The sequence below is a fragment of the Streptomyces sp. NPDC048349 genome (assembly GCF_040651925.1).
Lineage (GTDB): Bacteria > Actinomycetota > Actinomycetes > Streptomycetales > Streptomycetaceae > Streptomyces.
In genome coordinates this window covers 79,020-91,837 of sequence record NZ_JBEZLA010000023.1, presented here as the reverse complement: position 1 = coordinate 91,837, position 12,818 = coordinate 79,020, and the positions used below count along the sequence as shown (strand labels likewise).

Annotated in this window: 15 protein-coding genes; 8 read left to right on the top strand and 7 right to left on the bottom strand. The window is 72.7% G+C overall.

Going from position 1 to position 12,818, the window contains the following annotated elements:
* Positions 1-125 precede the first annotated feature (125 nt).
* Positions 126-395: a DUF4031 domain-containing protein gene (locus tag AB0D44_RS15495; RefSeq protein WP_362590091.1), complete on the bottom strand. Its 270-nt coding sequence runs from the start codon at positions 393-395 to the stop codon at positions 126-128.
* Positions 392-763, bottom strand: coding sequence for a hypothetical protein (locus AB0D44_RS15490; RefSeq protein WP_362590088.1), 372 nt, complete (start codon positions 761-763; stop codon positions 392-394). The genes AB0D44_RS15495 and AB0D44_RS15490 overlap by 4 nt, the downstream gene beginning before the upstream one ends.
* Positions 764-1,129: 366 nt before the next feature.
* On the opposite strand from AB0D44_RS15490, the gene AB0D44_RS15485 reads away from it, so the two are divergent.
* From AB0D44_RS15485 to AB0D44_RS15475, 3 genes are read left to right on the top strand one after another with little or no spacing between them, the layout of a single operon-like run.
* Positions 1,130-1,984 carry a MurR/RpiR family transcriptional regulator gene (locus AB0D44_RS15485; protein ID WP_362590112.1) on the top strand — a complete coding sequence of 285 codons (855 nt, stop codon included), beginning with the start codon at positions 1,130-1,132 and terminating at the stop codon, positions 1,982-1,984.
* Positions 1,985-2,026: 42 nt separating this feature from the next.
* Positions 2,027-2,962, top strand: a complete 936-nt coding sequence (murQ, locus tag AB0D44_RS15480) for an N-acetylmuramic acid 6-phosphate etherase (RefSeq protein ID WP_362590086.1) — start codon at positions 2,027-2,029, stop codon at positions 2,960-2,962.
* A 30-nt stretch (positions 2,963-2,992) separates the two neighbouring features.
* Positions 2,993-4,471: a PTS transporter subunit EIIC gene (locus tag AB0D44_RS15475; RefSeq protein ID WP_362590083.1), complete on the top strand. Its 1,479-nt coding sequence runs from the start codon at positions 2,993-2,995 to the stop codon at positions 4,469-4,471.
* A 28-nt stretch (positions 4,472-4,499) separates the two neighbouring features.
* Here AB0D44_RS15475 and AB0D44_RS15470 read toward each other — a convergent pair whose 3' ends face one another.
* A complete protein-coding gene (locus AB0D44_RS15470) occupies positions 4,500-5,936 on the bottom strand; it encodes a hypothetical protein (RefSeq protein WP_362590080.1) in 1,437 nt (478 codons plus the stop codon).
* A gap of 138 nt (positions 5,937-6,074) precedes the next feature.
* On the opposite strand from AB0D44_RS15470, the gene AB0D44_RS15465 reads away from it, so the two are divergent.
* Complete coding sequence (locus tag AB0D44_RS15465) at positions 6,075-6,275, top strand: hypothetical protein (protein ID WP_362590077.1); 201 nt, start codon at positions 6,075-6,077, stop codon at positions 6,273-6,275.
* A 7-nt stretch (positions 6,276-6,282) separates the two neighbouring features.
* Here AB0D44_RS15465 and AB0D44_RS15460 read toward each other — a convergent pair whose 3' ends face one another.
* The gene (locus tag AB0D44_RS15460) at positions 6,283-6,939 is read right to left on the bottom strand and encodes a hypothetical protein (RefSeq protein WP_362590075.1); all 657 of its coding nucleotides are present in this window, start codon (positions 6,937-6,939) and stop codon (positions 6,283-6,285) included.
* On the bottom strand, positions 6,936-7,154 hold the full coding sequence (locus tag AB0D44_RS15455) for a hypothetical protein (RefSeq protein WP_362590072.1): 219 nt from the start codon (positions 7,152-7,154) through the stop codon (positions 6,936-6,938). The genes AB0D44_RS15460 and AB0D44_RS15455 overlap by 4 nt, the downstream gene beginning before the upstream one ends.
* A 115-nt stretch (positions 7,155-7,269) precedes the next feature.
* On the opposite strand from AB0D44_RS15455, the gene AB0D44_RS15450 reads away from it, so the two are divergent.
* Complete coding sequence (locus AB0D44_RS15450; RefSeq protein WP_362590070.1) at positions 7,270-8,106, top strand: helix-turn-helix transcriptional regulator; 837 nt, start codon at positions 7,270-7,272, stop codon at positions 8,104-8,106.
* The gene (locus AB0D44_RS15445; RefSeq protein ID WP_362590067.1) at positions 8,090-8,344 is read left to right on the top strand and encodes a DUF397 domain-containing protein; all 255 of its coding nucleotides are present in this window, start codon (positions 8,090-8,092) and stop codon (positions 8,342-8,344) included. Before AB0D44_RS15450 ends, AB0D44_RS15445 begins: the two co-directional genes overlap by 17 nt.
* 4 nt (positions 8,345-8,348) lie before the next feature.
* Here AB0D44_RS15445 and AB0D44_RS15440 read toward each other — a convergent pair whose 3' ends face one another.
* A complete protein-coding gene (locus AB0D44_RS15440; RefSeq protein ID WP_362590064.1) occupies positions 8,349-9,536 on the bottom strand; it encodes a S8 family peptidase in 1,188 nt (395 codons plus the stop codon).
* A gap of 390 nt (positions 9,537-9,926) precedes the next feature.
* Between AB0D44_RS15440 and AB0D44_RS15435 the strand changes: the two genes are divergently transcribed.
* Positions 9,927-10,298 carry a protease inhibitor I9 family protein gene (locus AB0D44_RS15435; RefSeq protein ID WP_362590061.1) on the top strand — a complete coding sequence of 124 codons (372 nt, stop codon included), beginning with the start codon at positions 9,927-9,929 and terminating at the stop codon, positions 10,296-10,298.
* A 94-nt stretch (positions 10,299-10,392) separates the two neighbouring features.
* Positions 10,393-12,000 (top strand): serine/threonine-protein kinase, encoded by a 1,608-nt coding sequence (locus AB0D44_RS15430; protein WP_362590058.1) that lies wholly within the window; start codon positions 10,393-10,395, stop codon positions 11,998-12,000.
* A gap of 18 nt (positions 12,001-12,018) precedes the next feature.
* Here the strand turns inward: AB0D44_RS15430 and AB0D44_RS15425 are convergent, their stop codons facing one another.
* The gene (locus tag AB0D44_RS15425; RefSeq protein ID WP_362590055.1) at positions 12,019-12,762 is read right to left on the bottom strand and encodes a beta-glucanase; all 744 of its coding nucleotides are present in this window, start codon (positions 12,760-12,762) and stop codon (positions 12,019-12,021) included.
* Positions 12,763-12,818: the final 56 nt, after the last annotated feature.

The window sequence follows — 12,818 nt, the reverse complement described above, 5'->3', positions numbered from 1 at the left end:
GAAAGCCCAAGTACGTCCAGTACGGGGGCATCCGGCCGGCACGCCGAGAGCACGCACCGGACACCGCTCCTTCACCACGGACCTCCGTCAGACACGCCCTAGGGCCCCTGCCGCATCACCCCGCCCTACGCCTGCGCCCGTCCCTTCGGGCGGCGCAGGCCGGCCTCGGTGATGCGGCGGACGAGTTCCTTGCTGCCTATCTCCACCGCCCCCGCCTCGACCGCGGCCGCGTAGCGGTGGGAGGGGACGTCGTAGTGGTCCCGTTCGAAGGCGCGGGGCGGGCAGCCGATGGCCGCCGCGAACGCGTGCAGCTCCTCGTACGAGACGTCGCTGACCAGGTGCGACCACATGCGGCCATGACCCGGCCAGGTCGGCGGGTCGATGTAGACGGTCACGGGCGCAGGACCGGGCCGAGGCCGCCCACCGCCGCCACGCGCACGCCCGCCTCCGAGCAGACCCAGTGCGGGTCGGGTCCCAGTTCCGGCTCCACGTCCAGCGCGTGCGGCTCGCCGTGCGCGCAGACCGGGCACAGCGGCCAGCGCCCGTACTTCTCCAGGAGCGCGTCCTGCACGTCCTGGGCGACGAGTCCGGCAAGGTAGCCGACCCCCTCCGGCCACTGCTCCACCCACCACCGGCGGTGCGTGACCGAGTCCTCGACGAGGGAGACGACGTCGGCATCGGCGACCTCGCCGGCAGCGAGATCGGCGAGAACAAGTGCACGGGCGACGTGCAGCGCCTGTTCCAGGGGGGTCGCGTGGTCCATGGGCTCATTGTGGACCCGTGTGGCCCCGGTGGCGAAGGTCCTCTTTCCGGGGCCTTGTGGCGCCTTGCCCCCCACCCCGGCCGAAAATAGATTTCACACGTGAGCGAGCAACCGAAGGAAACTTTCAGCCCGTCATCGGCGGCGACGTCCGACAGCACCGGGCGGACCCCGGCGCGGGGCCGGGCGGCGCGGGCGCGGGCGGCCCCGACCCACCCGGCCGAGTCGGCGCCCACCGCCCCGGCCGCCCCGGCCGCGCCCACCGCCCATGAAGCGGCCCGGCCCGGCGCGTCCGCGCCCACGGCGGCCGGTCCCACCCGCGGCCCCCGCCCCGGCTCGCCCACCCCGCCCGCCCCGCCGGCCCACGCCCTGCGGGCGCGCGTGCGCGGCCTCGGACCCTCCATGACCCGCTCCGTGCAGGCCGTCGCCGAGGCCGTCGCCGCCGACCCGGCCGGCTGTGCCCGGCTCACCGTCTCCGCCCTCGCCGCGCGCACCGGCACGAGCGAGGCCACCGTCGTCCGCACCGCCCGCCTCCTCGGCTACCCCGGCTACCGGGACCTGCGCCTGGCGCTGGCCGCCCTCGCCGCACAGCAGGAGTCCGGCGCCGCCCCCGCCGTCACCGTCGACATAGCCGTCGACGACCCGCTCGCCGACGTCGTCGCCAAACTCGCCCGCGAGGAGGCGCAGACCCTCGCCGACACCGCCGCCGCACTCGACCTGACCCAGCTGGCCGCCGCCGTCACCGCCCTCGCGACCGCCCGCCGGATCGACATCTACGGCATCGGCGCCTCCGCCCTCGTCGGCCAGGACCTCGCCCAGAAGCTGCTGCGCATCGGCCTGGTCGCGCACGCCCACAGCGACCCCCACCTCGCCGTCACCAACGCCGTCCAGCTGCGCCCCGGCGACGTCGCCGTCGCGATCACGCACTCCGGATCCACCGGCGACGTGATCGAGCCCCTGCGCACAGCCTTCGAGCGCGGCGCCACCACCGTCGCCCTCACCGGCCGCCCGAACGCCCCCGTCGCCCACTACGCCGACCTGGTCCTGGCCACCTCCGCCGCCCGCGAGACCCAGCTGCGCCCGGCGGCCATGTCCAGCCGCACCAGCCAACTCCTCGTCGTCGACTGCCTCTTCGTCGCTGTGGCGCAGCAGACGTACGAGACCGCCGCCCCCGCCCTCGCCGCCTCCTACGAGGCCCTCGCCCACCGCCACACCGCCCGCTGAACGGCCCGCAGCCGCGCCCGCACCACGTCAGGAGTCCCGCCCATGACCGCGTACGCCGCCCTCCGCGCCCAGCTGGAGACGCTGACCACCGAGGCCTACCGTCCCGAACTGGCGGAGATCGACCGGCTGTCCACCCTGGACATCGCCCGCACGATGAACGCCGAGGACGCCACCGTTGCGGCCGCCGTCGCCGCGCAGCTGCCGCCGATCGCCGCCGCGATCGACGCGATCGCGGAGCGGATGGCCCGCGGCGGCCGCCTCGTCTACGCGGGCGCCGGAACCGCCGGCCGGATGGGCGTCCTGGACGCCAGCGAGTGCCCGCCCACCTTCAACACCGACCCGGCCGACGTCGTCGGCCTCATCGCGGGCGGCCCCGGCGCCCTGGTCACGTCCGTCGAAGGCGCCGAGGACTCCGGGGAGCTGGCCGCCGAGGACCTCACCGCGCTGGGGATCGGTCCGCACGACACCGTCGTCGGCATCTCCGCCTCCGGCCGCACCCCGTACGCGATCGGCGCCGTCGCGTTCGCCCGTACGCGCGGCGCGCTCACCGTCGGGCTGTCCTGCAACGCCGGCTCCGCGCTCACCGCGGCCGCCGACCACGGCATCGAGGTCGTCGTCGGCCCCGAACTGCTCACCGGCTCGACCCGCCTGAAGGCGGGTACGGCGCAGAAGCTCGTGCTCAACCTCATCTCGACGATCACGATGATCCGGCTCGGGAAGACGTACGGGAACCTGATGGTCGACATGCGCTCCTCGAACGAGAAGCTGCGCGCCCGCGCCCGCCGCATCGTGGCCCTGGCCACCGGCGCGTCCGACGCGGAGATCGAGGCGGCGCTGACCGCCACCGGCGGCGAGGTCAAGCACGCCATCCTCGTCGTCCTCGGCGGCGTCGACGGCCCGCAGGCCGCCGAGCTGCTCACCGCTTCGGGGGGCCACCTGCGCGCGGCCCTCGCCGCGGCCCCCGCCCGGATCCGCTGACCCCACCCCCTACGGCAAGGCGACCCCCACATGTCCACTGACAAGAACCGCGCCACAGCCGCCGCGATCCTTCCCCTGGTCGGCGGCCCGGACAACATCGCATCCATCGCGCACTGCATGACCAGGCTGCGCATCGGCCTGCTGGACCGTGCGCTGGTCGACGACGAGGCCCTGCGGGCGCTGCCCGCGGTCCTGGGCGTGGTCGAGGACGACACGTACCAGATCGTGCTGGGCCCGGGTACGGTCGCCCGCGTCACCCCGGAGTTCGAGGCGCTGGTCGAGGACGCCCGCACGGCCGCCGCGCCCCACCCGGTCACGGCGGACGAACTGGCCGCCCGGGGAGCCGCGTTGAAGGAGGCCCGGAAGGCCCGCAACGCGACCCCCTTCAAGCTGTTCCTGCGCCGCATCGCGAACATCTTCGTCCCGCTGATCCCGGCGCTCATCGGCTGCGGGATCATCGCCGGGCTGAACGGCCTTCTGACGAACGCGGGCTGGCTGCCCGGCGTGGTCCCGGCGCTCGCCGCCATCGCCTCCGGCTTCATGTCGCTGATCGCCGTCTTCGTCGGGTACAACACCGCCAAGGAGTTCGGCGGTACGCCCGTCCTCGGCGGCGCGGTCGCCGCGATCATCGTCTTCCCCGGCGTCGCGAAGATCACCGCGTTCGGCCAGGAGCTCAGGCCCGGCCAGGGCGGCGTCCTCGGGGCGCTCGCCGCGGCCGTGCTCGCGGTGTACGTCGAGAAGTGGTGCCGCAGGTGGGTCCCCGAGGCCCTGGACGTGCTCGTCACCCCCACCCTCACCGTCCTGGTCTCGGGCCTGGTCACCCTCTTCGGCCTGATGTTCCTCGCCGGGGAGGCCTCCGCCGCCATCGGTACGTTCGCCACCCGGCTGCTCGCCACCGGCGGCGCCTTCGCGGGCCTGGTCCTGGGCGGCCTCTTCCTCCCCCTGGTCATGCTGGGCCTGCACCAGGCCCTCATCCCGCTCCACACCACGCTCATCGAACAGTCCGGCTACACGGTCCTGCTGCCCATCCTCGCCATGGCGGGCGCCGGCCAGGTCGGTGCGGCCGTCGCGGTCTACTGCCGGCTCCCGCGCAACGGCTCGCTGCGCACCACCATCCGGTCCGCGCTCCCGGCGGGCTTCCTGGGCGTGGGTGAACCCTTGATCTACGGGGTCTCCCTCCCCCTCGGCCGCCCGTTCGTGACCGCCTGCGTCGGCGGCGCGGCCGGCGGGGCCTTCATCGGACTCTTCAACCAGCTCGGCGCGGCCTTCGGCTCCACCGCCATCGGCCCCTCCGGCTGGGCCCTGTTCCCGCTCCTGAACGGCACGTCGGGGCCGGGCGCGACCCTCGCCCTCTACGCGGGCGGCCTGGCGGTCGGCTACCTGGTGGGCTTCCTCGCCACGTACTTCTTCGGCTTCACCCGGCAGATGCTGACCGACCTGAACACCGACCCGCAGCCCGACACCACGGCAGCCACCACCGACCCGGCCAAGGAACCGGCCCTGACCTGACCCCGCGGCTGCTCGAGGCCCTGCCCCGTCACGTGGCCGGGCTCGGTTCCGTGGTCGGGGGCGGGGTCGGTGCCGCGCTCTCGCCCTTCCCGGTCGAGCCGGCCTTTTCCAGGAGCTCCCGGTAGGGCGTCTGGGCGATGGCGCCGCGCACCTGCGTCAGTCCGTACCGCTCGCTGGCCTTCTCGTTCGCGATGGGGTTCCTGCCGTCGTACGGTATGCGCTCACCCGGCGGCGACACGTCCACCACGACGTGCGGCTCCTTGCCTCCCACCCTCCACACCGTGACGCGCTGCGGGCCGCGGGTCACGTTCAGGATTTCACTGCTGTTCGAGATCCCGGTCCGGTACCTGGACGTCGCCCCGGCCGGATCCCCCGGCTGGCAGTCCTCCTCGAGGGCCTTGCCCTCCACCAGGGAGCGCTCGTAGTCCGCGCTCATCTTCATCCTGTCTTTCCTGATCACGTACACCTCGGTGCGCGCCCTGATCGCCTCGTATGTGTGGGGATCGGTGCCCTTCACCTCGATGACCGCGTCCTGGGAGACCTCTTCCCCCGGATTCAGCACGCGGCCCACGGGCGTGACGAACTCGCCCACGTAGAGCAGTTCGGTTCCGGCAGGCCTGACATCGGACTTGCTGTTCGCGGGCCCACCGTGGATCCAGTAGATGCTGCCGAGGATGTAGACGGGCACCTGGCCGGCGTTCTTCACGTACAGATGGACCGTCAGATACACCTCCTTCGCCCCCTTTTCCATGTTCGACTCCTTGAACGCAGCCCCGCTCTGGATCAGCGGCGTCGTCACATAGGGAACGTAGATCTGCGCGTAGGCAAGGTTGGCGGCGGCGAGAAGGGTGGAAATGACGACCCCGATCGCGATCTTCCTGGGAATCCGGAGCCCCCTCCACGCCCCGCATTTGAACAGACCGAACAGGGCCACCAAGGACCAGACGCCGAGGACGATCCCGACCACGGTGTAGCCGGTGAACCGCTCGCCGACCTGCAGCAGGAGCAGGGTGACGCTGCAGAGGAGGGAGATCACGACCCCGATCAGGACGACCACTCCCGAGTAACCCCACCGGCGCTTGGTCCAGTAGTCGAGGGCGGCCACCACCGCCAACGTCTCCACCAGGGCCACGACGAGGATGGTGAGCCCCGCGATCCGCCCGCCGTACGTGAGGGCGTCGCCGCTGTCCGACATGCCGATCCGGAAGAGCGGCCACGCCGTCGCGGCGAGGCCGAGGACCATGAAGAGGCAGATGGTGCGCCGCACCCACGCCTGGTCCGGCCAGACGGTGCCGTCCCCGCCGAGCCACTGCATCTCGTGCCCGGGCGGCACACCGGCGCGGTCCAGGATCCTGCGGAGCTCCCTGAGGGACCGGGCCTTGCCCACGCGCCTGCCGTCGACCGAAACCTGCCGCAAGCCGAGGTCTTCAGGCGCCCCGACGACTACCTCGGGCGTGTTCGCCATAACACCAGCCTGCTGCTCGATCGCAGGCGGCGCCTCTCGTGCGCCCCCTTGTGCGCCCCCCCACCGGGGTGCGCACGCTGCGCCGCAGAGGGAGGCTGGTGTCGACGCGTTGGTATCGCCCGCCCCAGAGGAGTTCCCATGCGTACCCGAATGCTCGCGTTCACCGCCGCGCTGGTCCTGGCCGCCCTCGGCGCCGCGGTCCCCGTTGCGCAGTCAGCCGTACCGGCCGTCCCGGGACCGACGTGCGAGTCCACGAAGGGAACGGTGGAGTACGACTCCGTCACCGGCCAGTACGTCTGTGAAGGCGGCAAGCACGACGGCGAACGCATCACCAGCTGAATTCGGCTCAGCCGGCCGCCGTACGCAGGAACCGCACGAGGTCGTCGGCGCTGTAGCCGAGCTTGGGGCCGCGCTCGGCGGCCATCAGCAGCAGCTGGCCCACGATTTCGGCGCCCCAGCCGTCGGTACCGTCCTGCGACCACTCCCCCAGCTTCTCGATGCCGAGGTCGGACATGAGCAGCCCGTGCTCGGCCCGGACCTCCCGGCAGGTCTCGGCGACGGCATCCAGCAGCCGCGCGCCCGGCCGCTCGCAGCGGAGCCCGAAGTACCCGCCGACGTCCTCGGCCACGCACCCCTGCGGCGGCCCCGCCTTGAGGCCCTCGTAGCGAGGGTCGTCGAACCCCGCGTGCTCGCCGACCGGACAGTGGACCAGCGTGAACCGTTGCCGGCCCGGCGGCGGGGGCGGCTGCCCCACCGACCCGAAGGCCTCATGGACCAGCGCGGTCGCCCCGTCCGCCGTGTCGGCCGAGCGCGCCGCCCGCCGGCTCCCGTCGTCCCCGACGGCGGTCCACAGCCCACTGCCCCCGTCGCGCCGCACCCGTACGGACAGTCCCAGGCCCGTGCGCTTCCACCCGCCGCTGACGCCGACCAGTGCGGCTTCCAGGGCGTGGAGCTTCCAGCCGAGTTCGAAGCCGAACTCCGCGGCCTCCACCGCCTCGCTCACGCGCGGGCCCGCTCGTGGAGCACGGCGGCCAGCCGGAGCGCGGTGTCGACGTTGCAGCGGCCGAGGTCGACCAGGGGCAGCCCGTACGAACCGGCCGCGGAGACCTGATCGACGCCCAGCGACGGGAAGACCACCCCGGCCCCGGCCAGCGCGCCCTTCAACTGCCGCACGGCCTCCTCGGCCGCGAGCAGGCGCTCCTTCGCCGTCATCACCATGACATGTCACCTTTCTACTCTGAGTGTTCGGCTTCTCTACTCAGAGTGGCGACCCTCTCGCTAGCCTTTCAACCAGGGCCACCCAGCAAACGCATCTGTTGGACCGGGAGTTGTCATGGCAGGAAAGAACCTCGACCCCTCCTCCTCACCCCGCGCCCTGCTCGGCGCCGAACTCCGCGTCGCCCGCGAGCGGGCCGGCCTCAGCCAGGTGGAGCTCGGCGAACCGCTCTTCGTGAGCGGTTCGTACGTCGGCCAGATGGAAGCCGGTACCCGGCGCATCCCCCTCGAACTCGCCAAGCCGATAGACGAGATCCTCAACACCGGTGGGTTCTTCGTCCGCAACTGCGCGGCGGTGGCCAAGTCCAAATACCCCGACCACTTCGCGGAGGCGGCCGAGGCAGAGGCGGAGGCGAAGGCCATCCGCGAGTACGCACCCCTCCTGATCCCGGGCCTGCTCCAGACAGAGGCGTACGCCCGCGAGGTCTTCCACGCCTACCAGCCCACGGCACCGCAGGCCGCCATCGACGAGCTGACCGAGAACCGGCTGGCGCGGGCCTCGCTCCTCTCCGATCCCACAACGCCCTTGTTGTGGTGTGTGCTGGACGAGGCGGTCCTTCGGCGCGTGGTCGGCAGCAAGGCCGTAATGGCCGAATCCCTGCGCCATATCGCTGCCCTGATCCGGTCACGGAGGATCATCGTCCAAGTGCTCCCGTTCAGTGCAGGAGCCCACGCGTCCATGGGCGGTGCCCTCAAGCTGATGGCCTTCAAGGACGCTCCCCCGCTCGCCTACATCGAAGGCAATGGAACTGGACGGCTGTTGGACGATCCGGCCGAGGTCGCCCAGCATGCCCTGGCCTACGATCTCCTCACGGCGAGCGCGCTGTCACCCAGCCACTCACTGGCCCTGATCGAGTCCGTCGCGGAGGATTACGCACATGATCAGCACACCTGAGAACGACCTGTCAGCGGCGATCTGGCACAAGTCCAGCTACAGCGACGGCACCGGCGGCGACTGCCTGGAGATGGCCACCTGGCGCAAGTCGACCTACAGCGACGGGAGCGGCGGCAACTGCCTCGAAGTCGCCGACGGTCACCCCGACCTCGTCCCCGTCAGGGACTCCAAGCAGCCCGAAGGCCCGCACGTGGTGTTCCACGCGCGGGCCTGGGCCGCGTTCGTCAGGGCGCTCTGACCGGTCAGACGCCCCCGGTGAACAGCAGCTGGTTCGGCGTGCTCTTGCTGACCGCGGTCAGTGCGTCCTTGGTGGACTTCTCGCCCAGGAAGTTCGCGAGGTCCGCCGGGAGCTCGTTCGGGTGCGCCTGCTTGTAGAGCGCGACGACACCGGCGACGTGCGGCGCGGCCATGGACGTACCGTTCAGGGCCACGCTGCCCCCGCCCAGCTTCGCGGAGACGATGTCCTGGCCGGGTGCGTAGAGGGAGACGCAGGCTCCCCAGTTGGAGAAGGACGTCTCCTCGTCCCAGCGGTTGCTGGCCGCCACCGTGATCACGCGGGTCGCGGACGCGGGCGAGACGTTGCAGGCGTCCTGTGCGTCGTTGCCCGCCGCGATGACCGGCAGGACGCCCGCGTCGGACAGGGCGTTGACCGCGTTGTTGAGGGCGTCCGACCTCGGGCCGCCCAGGGAGCCGTTCAGCACGGCCGGCTGCTTGGCGTTCTTGGCCACCCAGTCCATGCCGGCGATCATCCCGGCGTAGGAGCCCCGGCCGTCGCACCCGAGGACGCGCACGCTGACCAGGCTCGCCTTGCGTGCGACGCCGTACGTGGAGCCCGCGACGGTGCCCGCGACGTGCGTGCCGTGGCCGTTGCAGTCCTGGCCCTGCTGGGTCTCGGCGTCCGGCATCGCGTCGAATCCGAAGGTCGCCCGACCGCCGAACTCGGTGTGCTTGTAGTCGATGCCGGTGTCGAGGATGAACGCCGTCACTCCCGAGCCGTTGCTGTTGACCGTGAAGTTGTTGTCCAGGGGCAGCTGTCGCTGGTCGATCCGGTCCAGGCCCCAGGACGAGGAGGGCGCCCTGTTCGTGCTCGGGGCGGCGGGCAGCGGCACGGACGCCACCTTGGTGTCCTCCTCGACCGCCTTCACCCCGGTGCTCATCCGGACGAGGTCCAGCTGGAGTGCGGTGAGGGGCGCCGCGAAGCCGTTGATGGCCGACCCGTAGACGTGCTTCGGCTTCAGCTTCAGCTTCTCCGCCAGCTTGGCCGCGTCCACGCCCTTGTCGAGGGTCACGATGTACTGCCCGGGCACGGCGTTGGCGGAGGTCTGCAGCGGTGCCGGGGTCGGCTCGGGCACGGCGGCGGACGCCGTACCGGCGGCCACCGGGGTGAGGGCGATGAGGGCGGCGGTTGCCACGCGTGCGATCAGACGCATGAGGGGAACTCCCGAGGGGGAAGGTCGGCGGTCGGCACGAGGGAGCCGCCCCGTGCGATGCGGAACACGTTCCGGAGGGCGGCCGTCCCCTTCATCGGTCGCCCCCCGACCGGTACTTAAACAGCACGGCCCGCTTGGCCGATGCGCCCGCCATCAGCCGGACGGGGGACTCCGCAGCCGCTGCAAAAAGGATTCCTGCCGGTTGACGCCCGGGACCCGCCACCTGCCGGAACGTCCCCGCACAGGGCGGCCGGGCCCCGGCAAGTTCACCCGTACGGGGATCGGCCGGCGCATCCGCCGGGGGGCGCACTCGTTGTGCACTTCCACCCGCGTCCGCCACACCGCCGGGGGTCGTTGACCGGTCCGGCGGGGCGTGATGGCCTCGCCGTCATGCGCACTCGTCCGAACCGGGGCCTGCCGACGGCCGTCGTCGCCGCCGCACTGGCCGCCGCGGCCGCCCTGCCCGCCCTGCCCGCCCACGCCTCCCCCGCCTCCGCCGCCTCCCCCGCCTCCGCCGCACCCGCCGCCGCGTCCGCCCCGGCGGCCGAGTGGCCGGTCTACATCGTCATCGTGCGGCGCGGCCTCGATCCGGCCGTGGTCGCGGACGCCCACGGCATCACCCCGGTCCACGTCTACCGCGACGTGACCAACGGCTTCGCCGCCGGCCTCTCCCCCGAGCAGGTCGAGGCCCTGCGGGCCACCGCGCTCGTGGAGTCGGTCGAAGAGGACGGGGCCGCCTCCTCCTTCGGTACGGCCGTGTGAGTCGGCCGGATCCCCGGCAGTCCCGAGCCTCCCGCGCCGCTTAGGGTGAACCGGATCAACTCGTCGGTTGATCGGGGGAATCGGGGGGAGACCGATGAACAGCGCGACCGAGACGTTCCAGCCGCTGCGGGCCGACGATCCGCAGACCGTGGCCGGCTACCGCATCGCGGCCCGGCTCGGCGCGGGCGGCATGGGCCGCGTCTACCTGTCCCACACGCAGGGCGGCCGCCCGGTGGCCATCAAGGTGGTGCGGCCGGAACTGGCCGAGGACCCGGCGTTCCGGCGGCGGTTCCGCCGGGAGGTGGAGGCGGCCCGGCGCGTCCGGGGGGCGTACACCGCCGAGCTGATCGACGCCGAGGCGGACGGGACGCCGCCCTGGCTGGCCACCCTGTACGTGCCCGGGCCCTCGCTGTCGGAGGCCGTCGCGCGGCGCGGGCCGCTGCCGGTGCCCGCGGTGCTGTGGCTGATGGCGGGAGTGGCCGAGGCCCTGCAGGCCATCCACGGTGCGGGCATCGTGCACCGCGACCTGAAGCCGTCGAACGTCCTGCTGGCCGCCGACGGGCCCCGCGTCATCGACTTCGGCATCTCGCTGGCCTCCGACACCAGCGCGGGCACCGCCACGGGCAGTGCCATCGGCACGCCCCAGTACATGTCCCCCGAGCAGGCCACGGCGGGCGAGGTCACGGCGGCCAGCGACGTGTTCGCGCTGGGCCAGACCGCGGCGTTCGCCGCACTGGGGGAGCCGCTGTACGGGGACGGCCCCTCCATGACCGTGCTGTTCCGGATCGTGCACTCCGAGCCCGACCTGTCGCGGCTGCCGGAGCCGCTGCGCCCGCTGATCGCCCGCTGCCTGGCCTCCGAGCCGCAGGAGCGGGCCACCCCCGCGGAGATCGTCGCGTGGTGCAGGCAGCGGCTGGGCAAGGACGCCGACGGGGGCGGCGGACCGGCCGTCTGGAGGGAGGTGAGGGGGCCCGCAGTGGTGGTCCCGGCTCCGGTCCCGCACCCCACCTCCGTTCACACCCGATCGCTGACCCCGCAGCCGCCGACGCCGATGGTCTGGCAGCCGCCGCCGACGGCGCCGCTCACGCCGGAGGAACAGCGCCGGCGCCGGCTGCGTACCGCGGTGATCACCACCGCGGTGGTGACGGTGTCGGCCGTCCTGCTGACCGGCCTGGCCTGGACCGTCAGGGACGCGGCGAACCGGATGCGCGGGGCGGGGGCGGCCCCCGCCACGTCCTCGGGCCCCTCCGCTTCGGGCGCGCCCAAGGCGTCGCCCAAGAAATCGCCCAAGCCGTCGCCCAAACCGTCCAAGCAGCCGACGCCCGTCCCCCACCCGCTGGTGTTCCTGGACGAGAAGAGCTCGATCGGCATCAAGGACCCGGTCAAGCGCCAGGACCGAACCGGTGACATCCGCATGGACTGCGAGGGGAAGGGGAACTGCTCGCTGGCCAGCGACACGAGCGTGTTCACCCTGCTCTACGGCGACCCCGGCTCCGGCAGCTTCGACGCGTGCCGGCTGCTGACGAACGCCGGCACGCAGCGCACGCTGCCGCTGGCCGCGGTGGCGTCCGGCAGCGAGATCTGCGTCCGGCACCCGTCGGGGGACATCGCGCTGCTCGTGATCCAGACCAAGAGCATCGTGAAGGGGCGGGACCTGCCCGGCCTGGTCACCGCGGACATGACGATCTGGCGGGCGCCCTGACGGGACGGGCCGGAGCCCTCAGCGCCGGTACACCCGCAGCTGCGAGACCTCGTACGCCATCTCCGTCACCCCCGGCCCGGGCGCCGGGTGGTAGCGGCCGGCGGACACGGACAGGTTCACGATGAGGTACGCCCACCAGGACCGGCCCACGCCCTTGTGGTCCGCGAAGACACGGGCGCCGTTGACCCACCAGACGACCGAGGTCCGGCCGAACTCCACCTTGAGGTCGACCCAGGCCCCGGGCCGGACCGACGGGTCGCGGTGGTAGCAGTGGGCCTCGCGGACGTGGTTCGACAGCTCCAGCAGATCCGGGTTGTCGGGGTGGTACTCGAAGACGTCGATCTCCTGGTCGCCGTCCCGCCAGGTCCAGATCGCGGGCCACGCCCCCACCTCGACGGGGAGTTTCACCCGCGCCTCCAGGACGTCGCCGGTGCGCAGCGCGAAGCCCTCGTCGCTGCCCTCGGTGGTGAGCAGGCCCGTGTCCCAGTTGCCGTCGGGGCGCGGCGTCGCGCGGAAGACACCGGAGCGGCTGTAGGCGGGGTCGTCGACGAGGTGGTCGAGCTTGTTGTCCCCCGGGTTGGTGGGGCCGCCGTCGGGATAGGCCCAGGAGCGGCCCGCGACCCACTGGGTGGCGGAGGTGAAGTCGGCGGTGAAGACGAGGGTGCGGCGGGGTGCGGGCAGCACCGGTCCGCGGCCGTCCCCACCCCCCGGAGCGAAGCGGCGCCTCAGGCGCCGCAGCCATTCCAGCGTGTCCGTGACCATGGGGTACCTCTGCCCCCGGGGGAGCTGCCCACGCCGACGTTCTCGCAGGGAGTAAT